14 protein-coding genes are annotated in these 16,069 nt (G+C 72.0%); 3 read left to right on the top strand and 11 right to left on the bottom strand.

Annotation, left to right across the window (positions count from 1 at the left end):
- Positions 1-39 precede the first annotated feature (39 nt).
- Genes HC031_RS16360 through HC031_RS16350 form a run of 3 tightly spaced genes read right to left on the bottom strand, consistent with a single transcriptional unit; the run spans position 40 to position 3,307 of the window.
- Positions 40-840, bottom strand: coding sequence for a metallophosphoesterase family protein (locus HC031_RS16360; RefSeq protein WP_167926175.1), 801 nt, complete (start codon positions 838-840; stop codon positions 40-42).
- An 8-nt stretch (positions 841-848) separates the two neighbouring features.
- On the bottom strand, positions 849-2,333 hold the full coding sequence (locus tag HC031_RS16355) for a polysaccharide deacetylase family protein (protein ID WP_167926174.1): 1,485 nt from the start codon (positions 2,331-2,333) through the stop codon (positions 849-851).
- A 47-nt stretch (positions 2,334-2,380) separates the two neighbouring features.
- A complete protein-coding gene (locus HC031_RS16350; protein WP_167926173.1) occupies positions 2,381-3,307 on the bottom strand; it encodes a lipid II:glycine glycyltransferase FemX in 927 nt (308 codons plus the stop codon).
- Positions 3,308-3,859: 552 nt separating this feature from the next.
- On the opposite strand from HC031_RS16350, the gene HC031_RS16345 reads away from it, so the two are divergent.
- On the top strand, positions 3,860-4,972 hold the full coding sequence (locus HC031_RS16345; protein ID WP_167926172.1) for a DegT/DnrJ/EryC1/StrS family aminotransferase: 1,113 nt from the start codon (positions 3,860-3,862) through the stop codon (positions 4,970-4,972).
- Between the two features lies 1 nt (position 4,973).
- On the opposite strand, the gene HC031_RS16340 is transcribed toward HC031_RS16345, so the two are convergent.
- Entirely contained in the window at positions 4,974-6,446 is a 1,473-nt protein-coding gene (locus HC031_RS16340) for a sugar porter family MFS transporter (RefSeq protein WP_167926171.1), read from the bottom strand.
- A gap of 191 nt (positions 6,447-6,637) precedes the next feature.
- On the opposite strand from HC031_RS16340, the gene HC031_RS16335 reads away from it, so the two are divergent.
- A complete protein-coding gene (locus tag HC031_RS16335; RefSeq protein ID WP_167926170.1) occupies positions 6,638-8,113 on the top strand; it encodes a lyase family protein in 1,476 nt (491 codons plus the stop codon).
- Positions 8,114-8,122: 9 nt separating this feature from the next.
- Here HC031_RS16335 and HC031_RS16330 read toward each other — a convergent pair whose 3' ends face one another.
- From HC031_RS16330 to HC031_RS16310, 5 genes are all read right to left on the bottom strand, one after another.
- A complete protein-coding gene (locus HC031_RS16330; protein WP_167926169.1) occupies positions 8,123-9,835 on the bottom strand; it encodes an MFS transporter in 1,713 nt (570 codons plus the stop codon).
- Positions 9,832-10,275, bottom strand: coding sequence for a MarR family winged helix-turn-helix transcriptional regulator (locus HC031_RS16325; protein ID WP_338090688.1), 444 nt, complete (start codon positions 10,273-10,275; stop codon positions 9,832-9,834). Before HC031_RS16325 ends, HC031_RS16330 begins: the two co-directional genes overlap by 4 nt.
- A 143-nt stretch (positions 10,276-10,418) precedes the next feature.
- A complete protein-coding gene (locus tag HC031_RS16320; RefSeq protein ID WP_167926168.1) occupies positions 10,419-11,660 on the bottom strand; it encodes a sigma-70 family RNA polymerase sigma factor in 1,242 nt (413 codons plus the stop codon).
- Positions 11,661-11,689: 29 nt separating this feature from the next.
- Entirely contained in the window at positions 11,690-12,073 is a 384-nt protein-coding gene (locus HC031_RS16315) for a YciI family protein (protein WP_167926167.1), read from the bottom strand.
- Positions 12,074-12,142: 69 nt separating this feature from the next.
- Entirely contained in the window at positions 12,143-12,355 is a 213-nt protein-coding gene (locus tag HC031_RS16310; RefSeq protein ID WP_167926166.1) for a hypothetical protein, read from the bottom strand.
- A 168-nt stretch (positions 12,356-12,523) separates the two neighbouring features.
- Here HC031_RS16310 and HC031_RS16305 point away from each other — a divergent pair, with 168 nt between their 5' ends.
- Positions 12,524-13,792, top strand: a complete 1,269-nt coding sequence (locus HC031_RS16305) for an Nramp family divalent metal transporter (RefSeq protein WP_205862812.1) — start codon at positions 12,524-12,526, stop codon at positions 13,790-13,792.
- 168 nt (positions 13,793-13,960) lie between these two features.
- On the opposite strand, the gene HC031_RS16300 is transcribed toward HC031_RS16305, so the two are convergent.
- Together HC031_RS16300 and HC031_RS16295 are read right to left on the bottom strand one after the other, a co-directional pair.
- Entirely contained in the window at positions 13,961-15,085 is a 1,125-nt protein-coding gene (locus HC031_RS16300; RefSeq protein WP_167926164.1) for a VIT1/CCC1 transporter family protein, read from the bottom strand.
- Positions 15,086-15,165: 80 nt separating this feature from the next.
- Positions 15,166-15,801, bottom strand: a complete 636-nt coding sequence (locus tag HC031_RS16295) for a nucleoside/nucleotide kinase family protein (RefSeq protein ID WP_205862830.1) — start codon at positions 15,799-15,801, stop codon at positions 15,166-15,168.
- Positions 15,802-16,069 lie beyond the last annotated feature (268 nt).

The raw sequence follows: 16,069 nt of genomic DNA, 5'->3' as shown, positions 1-16,069 counted from the left end.
ACGCTGTGCTGACGCGCCGCCACGGCGTGACTTTCGAGCTCAGGCTCCGATGTGCCGACGCGCGTAGCGGATGAGGGTCTGGGCTCTACGGGGTACCGCCCAGAGCCGGCCGGGCCGGACATGGATGCACGACCGCGGAAGGCCGTGCTCGCGGAGGGCGGCGAGCGCGCCCGCGACGTCGTACGTCTCGGCGAAGAAGCGCACCTGGCGCTGTTCGATATCCAGCAGCAGGAACCGGGTGCGCGGCACCGGTTCGTCCTGCCTGGAGTGCCCGACGCTACCCGGGTTGACCAGCACGCGACCCGTGGGCGGAAACGCCGTCGCGGGGCCGGGCGCCGCGGGCACGGTGCCACCGTCCTCGCAGACCATCCACGGCCGGTGCGTGTGCCCGAGGACCAGCACCGTCGCCTGCGCATCCACCCGGGCCAGAGTTGCCAGCTCCCCCACCGCCTGCTCGGGCTGCCGGACGTACCGGGTCGGGTCGGTGATCGATCCGTGCGCCATCAGCACCCCGGGGACCCGGACGGTCGTCGGCAGCGCGGCCAGGTAGCGCCGGCAGTCATCGCGCAGCACGGACCGGGTCCACGGGGTGGTCTCGCGCGCCAGGCGCCCGCTGCGCTCCAGCGGCAGGCGGCCGAGCACGAGCAGCTCGTGGTTGCCGGCGACGCACCGGGCGCCGAGCTCGGCCAACAGTTCCACGCATTCGTTGGGCTGCGGCCCGTACCCGACGATGTCGCCGGCGCACAGCCACTCGTCGACGCCCACCGCCTTGAGCCGCGCGATCGCCGTGCGCAGCGCGACCGCGTTGGCGTGCACGTCGGAAACCACCCCGTACCGCATGGTGCTCCTCACCCCTGGACCGCGCGCCGCGGCGACCGGGACTGCCGGTGTGGCGGCGACACGACGCGCACCTGCGCGGCGTCGCGGGCCGGCCCGACCACCTGCCAGCCGTCGCCGGCACGCTGCAACCGCGACTCCGCCCGCCGCCGCCACCACCGAGCCACCTCGACCGGCAACGCCCGCCAGGCCGAGTCGTCGCCGGCGAACCGCGCCAGCAGCTCCTCGTAGGCGCGGGCGATCGGCGCCCGGTCCAGGTAATCGGGGTGCGTGATCAAGAGAGCCATCCCGCCGGCCGCGCGGATCCGCTCGCTCTTCTCGATCCAGAGCCCGGCGTCGGCACAACGCAGGATCACGAAGACGGTGTGGTCCTGGGGCAGGGTGATCGGCAGCTCCACGAGACGCTTGTTGAAGTACGGCAGCCAGCTGCAGCAGCCGCCGGGCTGCGGCTCGTACGGGTCGGTGTCCGGGTACGAGGAGTCGTACTCGAACGGCAGCGACGCCATGGTGTCCCAGGCCCGGTGGGTCGCCGGCGACCGGAATCCGCAGGCCTGCCACCGCTGCGCCCAGCGGCGCATCTCGGGCAGCCGTTGGGCGAACACGCCGTCCGCGAGGTCCCGCCCGTCGTGGTACAGGCCGTGCAGGCCAACCTCGAAACCGTCGGCCTTCAACGCCGCCACCACGTCGTCCGGTACGTCGTACCGGCCCGGCACCAGGTTCCACGACGACCGGAACCCGGCGGCCACCTCGATGTCGCGCAGCACGGGAAGCCGCCGCAGTCCCTCGTCGGTCTCCACGTCGTGGGTGAGGACGAATGCCCAGCTCCGCCCGGCCGGCCACGGCGCGAGGTACGGGACGTCCTCGCCGGCCAGTTCGGCCGCCCAGCCCAGCACGAGATCGTAGAAATCGTGCAGCGAGGTCTCGACCGGCCACCGTGGGAACGGCGTGCGCACCTGGACCTTGCTGTAAAGGCGGCGCGCCGAGATCTGTACCGGTCTGGGGATCAGTGGACGGACGAGGTAGTAGCCGGAGACGGCCATCGACCGTAGCGGGGACGTGGCGGTACCGTCCGGCTTGACCCGGTATCCCTCGCTCCAGAAGTTCAGTACGACCTCGTCGGGGTCGAAGGGCAGGAAGATGTCGCCGGAGTCGTTGCGCCACACCGACGCCAGCTGCTCACCACCATCGGTCACCGGCTCGCCGGGGCGCCAGCCGGCACCGGCCGACAGCAACCATTCACCGATCCGGTCGTCCGGCAGCAACCGGCCGTGCAGCATCACAGACCCGAGGCGGAACCGACGTGCCGGGTGGGCGAGCCGCGGTAACGACGCTCCGGTCCCGAACACCGGCCAGCGGATCGAGCGCGCCGGGGCGGACCGTGGCGCCAGCGTGGCGCACTGATCGAGCGGAGAGCGGGAGGGCCCGACCGCGCGCAGGACCTCGTAGGGGACCCGGAAATAGTCGAAGACGGCGAAGGGGTGCGAGCAGACGAACATCCGTACTCCCCAAGAACGTCGGTATGCCGCCCGGTAGGCAGCGACGGTCAGGCGGTATGGCGGTAGAGCAGTTCACCGAGGAGGCGCGGGACGAAGATCGGCCCGCGTCGGATGGCCGAGCGCAGCGGTGCGGGTACCGCGCCCATGCCGGCCCGTGCGGGCACGTCGGCCAGTACGGAGTAGTTGAACTCCCGTTCGACGGTGCCCCACCGGGATTTGAATTCCCGCAGTCCGGTGTCGGCGAGGTCGGTGCGCCCGAAATCGAACGTCCGACAGCCCCGGGCCATTGCCCAGCGGATGGATTCCCAGAACAACAGATGGTTGGGCCGTGCGCCCAGGTGTCGTTCGTCCGACGCGCCGTACTTGTACACGCAGGTCTCGCCGAAGGCGAGAAACACCCCCGCCGCGGCAGGCACACCGCCCAGCTCGGCGATGATGACGGCACCGAGCCCCGGCTCCAGGAACCGCCGCCAGAGCAGCCGGAAGTACCGGAGCGGTTGTACCGGGACGCCGAGCCGGTGGCGTGTTCTCATGTGCAGGCGGTAGAAGACCTCGGTGAGATCGGCCTCGACGCTGCCCACGCGCACCACCACTCCGGCCCGTTGCGCCCGCCGGATGTTGCGGCGGACCTGGTTCGGGTGCAGCGCGGCAAAGACGTCGTCTTCCGCGCGGTCCAGCGGCAGCCGATGGTTCAGGTACGTGTCGCCCCGTTGCACGCGCTCACCGCGCAGCGCGGCGCGTACCTCGAAGCGGCACACGCCGAACGCGCGGCGCAGCGAATCCAGCCACTCCGTGGGTTCTCCGTCCGCTCCCGGAGTAATCAGCGGTGGGCACTCGTCGGTGAACGGCAGTGACACCCATCGGGGCCTGCCGCGGCGATGCACCTCGGCGACGGGCAGTCCGGCAAGAATCCGGCCGGCGTGGTCATCGACGGTCAGGCAGAAGGCGCGGAATCGGTAACACTCGGCGAGCATGGCTGCCCAGGACGGATGGTGGAACGGAAGAGCGGATCCGTGGTTGGCGACGAATGCCGACCAGCGTGGGTCATGGAGCGGACGTAGAACCGGGCCGACGTCCATTTAAATCCCTTTCTCAGCCCACGGGGGTACCACTGCGGGTTCAATGACGAATTCTCCGGCAGCCCGGCTACGGCCCGACTGGGCCATTTCCATTCGGCGAAGTCCGAAACCGGCTCGGCAACGGTCATGCCCCGAATTCCATAGAATCATTTCCACCGGACTTCGGGTCGCGGGCCGTCGTGCCGGCTAAGCCGCGGTGCTGGTCCGATCGTAGCCTCCCGTCAGCGCAACGCGCACTTTGGACAGGCGGAAGAAACTGGTGCCGCGGTACTCCGTCGGTAGCGTCGGCGATGCCGACCCGACCCGCCACGAATATCCGTCAACCCGCATTTCTGCGACGGCGCCCGACTTGGGCGCTGGGTAACATGCGAAATGCACGCCGCGCCGGACGACCAGGCGTGCCAGAGTGAAACCGCCGCTATCCAATACCCACGGGGGCTTTCGGAAATGAGCAGCATTCCACTGGTCGATCTCCGTGCCGCCCACGCCGAACTGGGCGAAGAGGTGGAGCTGGGATTCAAGCGTGTGCTCGACTCCGCCGCCTTCATCGGTGGTGATGAGGTAGCCGCGTTCGAGCGTGAGTACGCGGCATTCTGCCAGCTGCCACACTGCGTCGGCGTCGCCAACGGGACCGACGCGCTCGAACTCGCCCTCCGCGCCGTCGGCGTGCGCCCCGGGCATGAGGTGATCATCCCGGCCAACACCTTCGTCGCCACCGCGGAGGCGGTTGTCCGCGCCGGCGCCCGGCCCGTGCTCGTCGACTGCGATCCGGTAACCCACCTCCTCGATGTGGCTGCCGCGCTGGCCGCGGTCGGGCCGGCCACCGCCGCGATCGTCCCGGTGCACCTGTACGGACAGATGGCCCCGACGGAGCAGTTCGCCGACACCGGAGTGCCCGTCGTCGAGGACGCGGCCCAGTGCCATGGCGCCACTCGTCACGGCCGGGCGCCCGGTGCCTGGGGTGTGGCCGCGACGAGCTACTACCCCGGCAAGAACCTCGGCGCCTACGGCGACGCCGGCGCGGTCGTCACGACGGACGACTCGATCGCACACTACGTGCGCGCGGTCGCCAACCACGGTGGCCGCGCGAAGTACCAGCACGACCTGATCGGTTGCAACAGCCGGCTGGACGCGCTGCAGGCCGTGGTGCTGCGCATCAAGCTGGCCCGACTACCGCGCTGGAACCAGGCGCGGCGGGCCGCAGCCGCCCGCTACGACGCGCTGCTGCAAGCGCTCGACGTGCGGCGCCCGACCGTCCTCGAGGGCAACGATCATGTCTGGCACCTCTACGTCATCAGGATCCCCGGTGACGGCAGACCGGATCGCCGCGATCGGGTACTGGCCCGGCTCGAGGCCGCCGGCATCGCCGCGGCCATCCACTACCCGGCGCCGATACACCGCCTGCCGGCCTTCGCCCACCTCGGCTACCCGGTGGGTGTACTGCCGCACGTCGAGGCCGCGGCCGCCGAGATCCTCTCGCTTCCGCTGCACCCACACATCACACCGGGCCAGCAGGAATTTGTCGTGGACACGTTGGCTGACGCGCTGCGCCGCTGCTGACCTACCCCGCCGGCAGCGGGGGGCCCGCGGGCTCCTTACCGCTGGGCGGTGACCGCACCGCGCGGTGTCTCCAGCGGGCCTGCAGGTCGGCGTCGAGCTCCTCGAATTCGCGCTCGCGCGTCTCCGGTACGTAGTGGTACACGAACCACAGCCCGAACGCGCAGACGACCGCGAAGATCCAGAACGTCTCGCCCTGCCCGATCGCGTTCACCACGGGCAGGAACACCAGCGACACGATGAAGTTCGACAGCCAGTTCACGGTCGATCCGACGGCCGCGCCCTCGGCGCGTTCCCGGTGCGGGAAGATCTCACCGAGCAGCACCCAGAAGATCGGCCCCATCCCGACCGCGAAGAACACGATGTACAGCAGCATGAACACGAGCGTGGTCACGGAACCGAGGTGCGCGACGAACGACAGCCCCAGCAGCGCCAGCGTGACGAGCATGCCGATCAGCGACCCGAGCAACAGCGGCCGGCGCCCGATCCGGTCGACCAGCCGCAGCGACACGATGGTCATCGCCAGGTTGATGGCCCCGATGAACACCGAGTAGACGATCGCGTTCGAGGCGCTCAACCCCGTCTCCACCATGATGGTCGGCGCGTAGTAGATGATCGTGTTGATCCCCACGAACTGCTGCATCGCCGCGAGGGTGACCGCCACGACCAGCGCCGCCCGGACGTGGGGGGCCCGCAGGGCGCGCATCCCGCGCACCGCCGCGCCGTGGCCCCGTTCGCCCAGCCGGGTCGCCTCCTGCCGCCGGTACCGCTCGATCATCCGATCGGCGTCGGTGGCGTCGACCACCGACTCCACCACGGTCCGCGCCTGGGCGAACCGGTGGTTCATGACCAGCCACGTCGGCGATTCGGGCAGCCACAGGCAGCCGATCGCGAGGGCGATCGCCGGTACCGCGCCCACCCCGAACATCGCGCGCCAATTCTCCGAGCCGCTGAACGCCATGTCCACCAGGTAGGAGACGAGGAGCCCGACCGTGATCAGCAACTGGTTGAGCGTGAGCACCCGGCCGCGGATCTGCGGCGGCGCGAGCTCCGACAGGTACGTGGGGACGTTGGCGGACACCCCTCCGACCGCCAGGCCCATCACGACCCGGCCCACCAGCAGCATCCAGTAGTTGACCGCGAGCGCCGCGACGAGGATCCCGACGGCGAACACCACCCCGAGACCGAACAGCGCCCACCGCCGCCCGATGCGGTCGGCGACCCGCCCGGACAGCAGCGCCCCGACGATCGCCCCGAGCAGCAGTACGCTCACCACCGCGCCCTGTTCGAAGGCGTTGAGGTGGAAGACCCGCCGGATGAACAGCAGCGCCCCCGAGACGACGCCGGTGTCGTAGCCGAACAGGAAGCTACCCAACGCGATCGTGAGCCCCCAGCGGCGGACCCTCCGCGCGCCCGCGCCGGGGACTTCGACCAGCGGGCTCTCGGAGGCCGGGGTGGCGGGAATGCCCGTTGCCATGGACTGCCTTCCGCAGGCGACGGGCCGCTGCCGGACGGGCGAGCGGGCCGGACCGCCCGGCGACGCCGCCGTGTGATTGGGCGCTCGCACCCAGGCTACCCCCGGCGATGGCGGCTCCCCGGCCGTCGGCCGGCAGGTTGCAAAGCCACCGGCCGGGGTAGGGAACCTGTCCCGCTAAGGGTGGGTGTGACGTGACGAGTCCGCACCGGGAGGCCCACGACGTGAGCGCGCCGACCATCCACGACTTGCCCGTCGGCATCGATGCCACCGGCACCCGCACGGAGACCGACCTCCTGGGGGCGGTACCGGTCCCGGCCGACCGCTACTGGGGCGCGCAGACCCAGCGCGCGTTGGCGCGTGTCGGCATCGACGACGACCGGATTCCCGCGCAGGTCTACCACGCGTACGGCTACGTCAAGAAGGCGGCGGCCGTGATCAACGGCCGGGCCGGCCGCCTGCCCCGGTGGATGGTGGACGTGATCGCGAGGGTGGCCGACGAGGTCATCGCCGGCGAGCTCGACAGCGAGTTCCCGCTCAGCCTGTGGCAGATGGGCGGCGGCACCCAGCCGAACACGAACGTCAACGAGGTGATGGCCAACCGGGCGATCCAGCTTGCCGGCGGCCAGCTGGGCGCCAAGACGCCGGTGCACCCCGAAGACCACGTCAACCTGGGCCAGTCGGCCAACGACACCTTCCCCACGGCCATGCACATCGCCGCCGTCACCGCCCTCGCGGACGACCTGCTACCGGCGGCCATCCGGCTGCACGACGCGACGGCGGAGCGCAGTCGGCAGTGGGACGGCGTGCTCAAGGTCGGGCGTACCCACCTGGCGGACGCCGCCCCGTTGACGGTCGGCCAGGAGTGGTCGGGTTACGCCACCCAGCTCGAGGACGCCGTCACGGACGTGGACGCCGCCAAGGCCCGGCTGCTGCGGCTGGCCCTCGGCGGCACCGCCGTCGGTACCGGATTGAACGCCCCACCGGGCTTCGGCCCGGACACCGCCAACCTGATCGCGGAGCTGACCGGCCGGCCGTTCGTCCCCGCGGCCAACAAGTTCGCCGCCCAGGCCTCCCTCGACGCGCTCGTACGCACCTCCGCCGCCCTGCGGGGCCTCGCGGTGGCGCTGTACAAGTTCGCCAACGACGTGCGCTGGCTCGCGTCCGGACCACGCGCCGGGCTGGGCGAGCTGAGGCTGCCGCGCGAGGAGCCGGTCTGCGCGAGCATGCCGGGCAAGATCAATCCGGCCGAGGCCGAGACCATGCTCATGGTGTGCATACAGGTCATCGGGTACGACACCGGCGTGGCCATGGCGGGCAGCGCCGGCAACTTCGAGCTCAACCCGTTCCGGCCGCTCGTCATCCACAACGTGCTCCGCTCGGCGCGCCTCCTCGCCGGCGTGGCCGACTACTTCCGGGAGTTCCTCGTCGAGGGCGTCCAGCTCAACGACGACAAGCTGCGGCACGACGTCGACCGCTCGGTCGCGCTGGTCACCGCGCTGTCGCCGGTGATCGGCCACGACCGCGCAGCCGAGATCGCTCGCCTCGCCCTCGACAACGACCTGCCACCGCGGGCGGCGGCGCTGGCGCGCGGGGTCGGCGAGGACCTGTACGACCGGATCGTCGTACCCGCGAACCTCGCCCACCCCGGCGCTGCCGACCGGGGCTAGCCGGACGGGTCAGCGGCCGGCCGCGTGCCGGACGGTCGGTGGGACGACGAGGACGCGACAGTTCGCTTCGGCGATGAGCCGCTGGCTGGCGCTGCCGTCGAGCAGCCGCGCGACGCCGCCGCGGGTGGGACCGCCGACGGCGACGAGCTGTGCGCCGATCGCGTTGGCGTGACTCGCGATCAGCGCACCCGCGTTGCCGTGGTCGGCGACGCTGCGCAGGATGTGGCCGGACACGGGCACGCCCCGGTCGGCCAGCTCGTCCAGGCGCTCCTGTACCCGGGCGCGGGCCTGCTCGTACGTTTCCCGGTCGACCGCCTCGTCGCCGACGACCGCGATCTCGTGGACGTGCAGCAGTTCCAGCGGCGCGTCCAGGCTGGTGGCCAGCTCGACGGCGGCTGCCATGACGGCGGCCTCGGCGGGCCCGTCGTCGATGGCGACGACGATCGGCCGGTTGCCGTTCGGCGCGCCGGTACGCCCGATGGTGACGACCTCACCGACGGCCTCCCCCGACTTCGCCGGGCCCGCCTCGTCCGCGTTCGCGGCCGCTTCGGCGTCGGTCAGGATCCGGTGGCCGGTGGCCAGGACGACGATCGCGATTCCGAAGGCGAGCGCGCCGACGTAGAACGGGACGTGCATGTTGAAGTGGTCGGCCAGCTTGCCGGCCACGTACGGGGCGAGGCCGCCGCCGATGAAGCGCACGAAGCCGTACGAGGCGGAGGCGACCGGGCGCGGCACCGGGGCGACCGTCATGACCGCCTGCGTGGTCAGCGTGTTGTTGATGCCGATGAAGGCGCCGCAGACGATGACCGCGACGATGACGGTCTTCGGCGAGTCGGTGAACGCGCCGATGACGGCGAGCACGATCGCGAGCATGGCCAGGTTGACGTACAGGCTCTTGGCGGTGCCGAACCGCTGCTGCAGGCGCGGGGCGACCGCGACGCTGAAGATCGCGACCAGCAGACCCCAGCCGGTGAAGACGAGCCCGAGCTGGTGCTCGGACAGGCGCATCGGGTACGGCGCGTACCCGAGCATGGTGAAGAAGCCCCAGTTGTAGAAGACCGCCGTCAGACTCATGATGAGCAGACCACGGTGGCGCAGCGCGGCGAGCGGGGCGACCAGCGAGGTCCGCTCGGCGGGCTTGGGGGTCTTGGGCACCAGCGTGGCGGTGGCGACCAGCGCGATGAACATCAGCACGCTCACGCCGTAGAACGGTCCGCGCCAGCTGATCCCGCCCAGCGTGCCGCCGAGCAGCGGTCCGACCGCGATACCGATGCCCAGGGCGGTCTCGTACAGGATGATGGCCCCGCCGAAGCCGCCGCTCGCGGACGCGACGATGACCGCGAGCGAGGTGGCGATGAACAGCGCGTTGCCCAGCCCCCAGCCGGCCCGGAAACCGACGATGCCGTTGATGGTGTGCGAGGTGCCGGCCAGACCGGCGAACGCCACGATGAGCACCAGACCGGCGATGAGCGTGCGCTTGGCGCCGATTCGGCTGGACACCCAGTTGGTGCCGAGCATCGCCACCGCGGTCACCAGCAGGTAGCTGGTGAACAGCAGCGACACCTGGCTCGGCGTGGCGTGCAGCTTCGTCGACAGCGCGGGCAGGATCGGGTCCACCAGGCCGATCCCCATGAACGAGATGACGCAGGCGAACGCGACGGCCCACACGGCTTTCGGCTGGCGGAACGGGCTCGCCGTCGCGGGATGGTGCTGATGGCTCATGCTTCAGGTGCTCCTGTCCTCGGTGTATGCGCGGCGATGAGTCGCTCCAGCGCGGGCAGCGCCGCCGCGATGGCGGCGCGGTCGTCGGCGGCCAGGCGGCCGGCCAGCTCTGTCAGCCGACGGGCGCGCTCGTCACGGCGCCGGCGGATCAGGTCCTCGCCGGCCGGTGTGAGGTGCACCAGGACCACCCGGGCGTCGTCGGCGCAGCTGCGGCGCTCGACGTACCCGTCGCGCTCCATTCGCGACACCAGTTGGGTCATCGCCGGCTGGGTGATTCCCTCATGGACGGCCAGTTCCGACAGCCGGCACGGCCCGCGGCGCTGCAGCGTCCGCAGGGTCGCGGCGGTGGCCAGCGAGATGCCCCGGGTCGACGCGAGCCGCCCGACGAGCTGCGTGACGCGTTCGAGGCTGGCAGCCAGCGACTCTGCGTCGAGCTGCACGGGAGGAACGATCTTCGCCACTCCGCAGTTATATCACGCACCTATATTCGTACGTTATGTTTTCGGCCGGAGCTGGCCGGTCATGCCGGCAAACGTCTGCGGCGGGCGGAAGCCGTCGGCGGTGGGTCGGTCGTCGGAAGTGGTCAGTCGTCGGCCGCGAGCAGGTACCGGCGCTCCGGTTCGGTCGGGGCGAGCGTCGCGGCGCGCGTCCGTGCCGCGCGGGCCTCGGCGTGGCGACCGAGCCGGTCGAGGGCGTCGGCCCTGGCCACGTGGAACAGGTGCGAGCCGTCCATCCCGGTCAGGCCGTCCAGCATGGCCAGCTGACGTCGCGGCCCGGCGACCATGCCGACGGCCACGGCGTGGTTGAGCGCCACGACCGGCGAGGGCAGTTGCCGGTACAGCTCGGCGTACAGGGCCGCGATCGCCGCCCAGTCGGTCCGGTCTGCGGTGGGGGCGATGGCGTGCTGGGCGGCGATGGCCGCCTGTAGCTGGTACGGGCCCGCCCGGCCGAGCCGCACCGCCCGGGCGAGCAGCGCCAACCCGTGGCGGACGGCTCGACTGTCCCAGCGGGCCCGCTCCTGCTGCGGGAGCGGCACGAGATCGCCGGCCGGATCGGTGCGGGCCGGCCGCCGCGCGTCGTGCAGGAGCAGCAGCGCGGCGAGCGCGAGGGCTTCCGGCTCGTCGGGCGTCAGCGTGCTCAGCAGCAGCGCCAGCCGTACCGCCTCGGCGCTCAGGTCAGGCCGCAGGAGGTCGGGGCCGGCGGACGGGGCGTAACCCTCAGTGAAGATCAGGTAGATGACGGCGAGGACGGCCGGGAGCCGGTCGGGCAGCGCCGCGTCCGGCGGCACCCGGAACCTGATACCGGCCTCGCGAATCTTGCGCTTGGCCCGTACCAGCCGCTGGCTCATGGTCGTCGCGGGTACCAGGAATGCCCGGGCGATCTGCGCCGCGGTGAGCCCGGCGACCGCCTGGAGGGTCAGCGCGACGCGGGCGTCGAGCGACAGCGCCGGGTGGCAGCAGGTGAACAGCAGGCTCAGCCGTTCGTCACCGATCTCGGCCAGGACGCCGCCCTCCTCCGCGTCGTCGCCCCACGGCTCGGACCCGGTGGCCTGCGCGGGCAGCGCATCAATCTTCTCCCGGCGCGTCCGGTCCCGGCGCAGCGTGTCGAGCGCGCAGCGGCGCGCGACGGCGAGCAGCCACGCCACCGGATCGTCCGGCGGGCCGGTCGTCGGCCAGTGCCGCATCGCGCGTACGCAGGCGTCCTGCAGCGCGTCTTCGGCGAGTTCGAAGTCGCCCAGCCAGCGGACCAGCGCGGCGAGCAGGCGCGGGCGGTGCTCCGTGATGACCGCGGCGGCGGGGTGCGGCGGCCCTTCGTGCGGTCGCACCCCGCCATCGGTCGGCTCGGGCCGCACGGTCAGCCGGCCGTACCCGCGGCGGCCTCGGCCCGGTGCGGTCCCGCCACGGCCGGGATCGGACGGACCTCGACCGCGCCGGTGGCCGCCGACGGGAACCGCGCCGCGAAGTCGAGGGCCTCGTCCAGGTCGGTGCAGTCGAGGATGTAGTAGCCGCCGAGCCACTCCGCAGTCTCCGCGAACGGGCCGTCGGTCAGCACCCGTTCGCCGTCGCGGACCCGTACGGTGGTCGCCGCCGACGGCGGCGCGAGCGGGCCGGCCGCGACGAACACCCCACGCTCGATCACCTCGGCGGTGAAGGCGTTGACCGCCGCGATCGAGGCCGCCAGCTCATCGCTGCCCGGCTCGGCCCGCTCGGTCTCGTAGATCAGAAGCATGTACTGCATCGGGACTGTTCCTTCCGTCCGCCCGGCGCCCGTCGCCGGATGACGATCCAAGGACGGACGGACCACGCCCTATTCGACACCGGGTGGGGGATTTTTGGCCGCGGAACGCCCGGCCGCGCCAGAGCCCTGGTCGATGTCGTCGGCGAGCCGGCCCGTACCCGGCACCTCGTCGTTGCGACTGATCCACGGCCGGGGATCGCCCTCCGGCGGGGTCTGCTGCACGATCTCGTCGGGCTGCTCGACGGTGTCGTCGATCCCGCGCTGCTGTTCGCCGTTGTCCATCGAGCGCGCTCCTCTGGCTGGTCATCGCCGGCGCACCGCCCATCCTAGGCGCGCTGCCCCGCCCGCCGGGCCGGCAGGACCGCCCGGAGTAATTCCGGCGGCTCCTGGGTAGCCGCTGCCCGCCCGCGAGCCACGCGGCCACGCCGTCGACCAGGAATGGAGCTGGCATTGACCACAGCGGAGCTTGCCACCGTCGTCGGGTCGCCCCGCCGCCCCTCGTACCGCACCGGCCTGGCCGCGCTCGGGCCGGCCTTCGTCGCCGCCGTCGCGTACGTCGATCCGGGCAACTTCGCCACCAACTTCTCCGGCGGCGCCGCGTACGGGTACCGGCTCGCCTGGGTCGTCGCGGCCGCCAGCATGATCGGCGTCCTGATCCAGTGGCTGTCGGCCAAGCTCGGCCTCGCCACCGGGCGCAGCCTGCCCGAACTGTGCCGGGAGCGCTTCCCACGCCCGGTCACGCTCGGGCTGTGGCTGCAGGCGGAGGCGGTGGCCATGGCCACCGACCTGGCCGAGGTCCTCGGGGGCGCCGTTGCCCTGCGGCTGCTCTTCGGTCTGCCGCTGCCCGTCGGGGCCGGCGTCACCGCCATGGTCGCGGTCGCGGTGACCATGGCGCACACGCGGCGGGCGCGGCGCTTCGAAGCCGTGGTCGCGGCGCTGCTCCTGGTCGTACTCACCGGCTTCGCCTACATCGTCATCGCCGCTCCGCCGGATCCGGCCGGGCTCGCCGCGGGGATGGTCCCGGACCTGCCGGAACCGCGGTCGGTCGTGTTCGCGGTAGGCATCCTCGGGGCGACCGTGATGCCGCACGCGATCTTCGCGCACTCCGCGTTGACCGGTGGCGGCCGATATCTCGCCGGCGGCGCGCGCGACACCGACCCGGCGCACCGGCGGCGGTTGCTGCGGTGGCTGCGGATCGACCTCGCCGTCGCGATGGGCGTCGCCTGCCTGCTCAACGTCTGCATGCTCGCCCTCGGCGCGGTCGTGTTCGCCGGCGGCGGCGCCCGCACCGCCGCCTCGCTCGAAGACGTACACGGTGGACTGGACACGGCGGTCGGCGCCGGAGCCGCGGTCGCCTTCGCGTTGGCGCTGCTCGCCTCCGGCTTCGCCTCGTCCGGAGTCGGCACGTACGCCGGACAGGTCATCATGGACGGTTTCCTGCGTCGACGGGTTCCCCTCGCGCTGCGTCGCGTCGCGACCCTGGCGCCGGCGCTGGTCGTCACGGCGCTGGGTGTGGAGCCGACCCTGGCACTGGTGGTGTCGCAGGTCGTCCTGTCGTTCGGGATCCCGTTCGCGGTGGTGCCGCTGATCCTGCTCACGTCGCGCCGGGCGGTCATGGGCCACCTGGTCAACCGCCGCCTGACCACGGTTGTCGGCGCCGCCTCGGCGGCCCTGGTCGGCACGCTCAACGCATACCTGCTGGCCACCCTCATCGCCTGAGGTTCACGTGCTACGCCCGGAGCGCCCGCCGCGCCCGCCGCGCCCGCCGCGCCCGCCGCGCCCGGAGACAGCAGTTTGTGCGAAACTGCTGTCTCCGGCCGTTGATTAGCAGCAATGTCGCACAAACTGCGCGGATCTCGGATGCGGCTACGCGGATCTTGGATGAAGCTACGACACACCCGCGCCGAGCAGATGCCCGACCGCGAAGGTGACGGCGGCGGCGAGCCCGCCGACGAGTAGCTGGCGCAGCCCGGAGCGCACCACCGACCGACCGTTGAGCAGGCCCATGCCCGCGCCGACGGCGAAGAGCGCGACCGCGACGGCGACGATCGCGGCGATCAGCGCGGCGGAGCCGGCGGCGAACAGGTACGGCACCAGGGCGACCGCGGCGCCCACCGCGAACGTGAGCATGCTGGAGATCGCCGCGCTCCACGGCGAGCCCAGCGCGTCCGGGTCGAGCCCCAGCTCCTCGCGGGCCAGGGTGTCCAGCGCCACCTCCCGGTCGCTCATCAGCCGGTCGGCGAGCCGGTGGGCCTCCTCGGCGGCGAGCCCCTTGGCCTGGTAGAGCAGGGCCAGCTCCTCGTGCTCCTCCTCCGGCTTCTCCTCGAGCTCCTGCGCCTCCAGACTGAGCTCACGCTCGAACATCTCCCGCTGGCTGGACATCGAGATGTACTCGCCGGCCGCCATCGAGAACGAGCCGGCGAGCAGGCCGGCGACGCCGGCGAGCACGATCGTCGACCGTGCCGAACCGGATCCGGCGAAGCCCATCACCAGCGCCGCGTTGCTCACGAGGCCGTCGCTGACGCCGAACACACCCGCCCGCAGCGCCCCGGAGCGGTCCCCGCGGTGCCAGCGCTCCCGCCGGGCGATGGCCTCCTGCGCCGACGGACGGGGTGAGCGCAGCTTCGCCAACTGCCGGGCGTGGCCGTGTTCATCGGCGGCCATCCCGGCGGCCGCGTCCGGCTCGGCGTCGTACTTGGCCGCGTCGGCCTTCTCGGCGCGCTCCACGAACGGCAGGACCGTGTCGGTGGAGAACCGGCGGGCCAGCAGGCCGAGCAGTCGGGTCCGTGCGCTGGCGCCGCCCGGCGCCGGCACGTCGGCGCCCGCCTCCCGCAGCCGGGACTCCCAGTGCGCGGCGTGCCGCTCCTCGATCTCGGCCAGCTTTCCGAACACCTCCCGGCGGTGCCCCGAGTCGGCCTCGGCCATCGTCCGATAGAGCGAGGCGGCGTCCCGCTCGCTGGCCAGCAGCTCCCGGTACCGCCGGACACGCTGGGCTTTTCCGTCCCCTGCCATGTCCCAAGGATCTCGCGGCCGACACCGTCCCAGCCACGAAGGGCCGCCTTACGAAGGCACGCCTTGCCTCACTCTGCGCCTCACCCGGCCGCGAACCTGATGCGCAGGTCGGCGCGCGCCCGGGTACCCGCGATCAGCTCGGCGTTGCGCTGGTCGCTGCCGTACGCCCGGTGCTCGGCCTCCCGCGGCGGCCTCCCGAACGCGACGTGCCGGGCGACCAGCCGGGACAGCCGGGTCTCCTCGTCGACCTCGACGTACCAGGCCTCGTCGACCAGGTCGCGGACAGCCGCCCACTCCCCCTGGTCGACCAGCAGGTAGTTGCCCTCGGTCACCACGAGCGGCACGTCCGGGGGCACCGGGATCGCCCCGGCGATCGACTCCTCCAGGTCCCGGCGGAACTCGGGCGCGTACACGGTGGCGGGGCCGGGGGCACGCAGCCGGCGCAGCAGGCAGACGAAGCCGGCGGCGTCGAAGGTGTCGATGGCGCCTTTGCGGTCGTGCCGGCCGAGCCGGTGCAGCTCCGCCTCGGAGAGGTGGTAGCCGTCCATCGGTACCAGCGTGGCGAGCGGCCCCAGCTCGGCCACGATCCGGGCGGCCAGCGTGGACTTGCCGGCGCCCGGCGCGCCGGTGATGCCGAGAATCCTCCGCCGGCCGTCCCCGGCCAGCAGACGCGCCCGGGTCACCAGCGCGTCGACGGTGGACTCATCGATATCCAGGTGTGCGGTCAAGGGTTGCTTCCATCCGATCGACGCGTCGGTACCGATCACAGCACACACCGTATCGGCGCAGCGTACGGGTAACCGCCACGGGTGGTGGCCGGCGCCGGCCGCCCATCCGGCGCCGCCATCCGGCCGTGATCCACGTCGATCCCTAAGGGCAGCAAAGATTGTTTATAAGTTGCGCTTACGTACCTGTTCCTCGCCCGCGACAGCGCCCTAGTTTCACAGGCAGGAATCCGCCGTCAGCGCCGGTGACGCGGCCGGC

Origin of the sequence: Planosporangium thailandense (assembly GCF_011947195.1) — a bacterium.
GTDB lineage: Bacteria > Actinomycetota > Actinomycetes > Mycobacteriales > Micromonosporaceae > Planosporangium > Planosporangium thailandense.
Note: the sequence above shows the minus strand (reverse complement) of the source record. Positions and strands in the feature narration are given on the sequence as shown.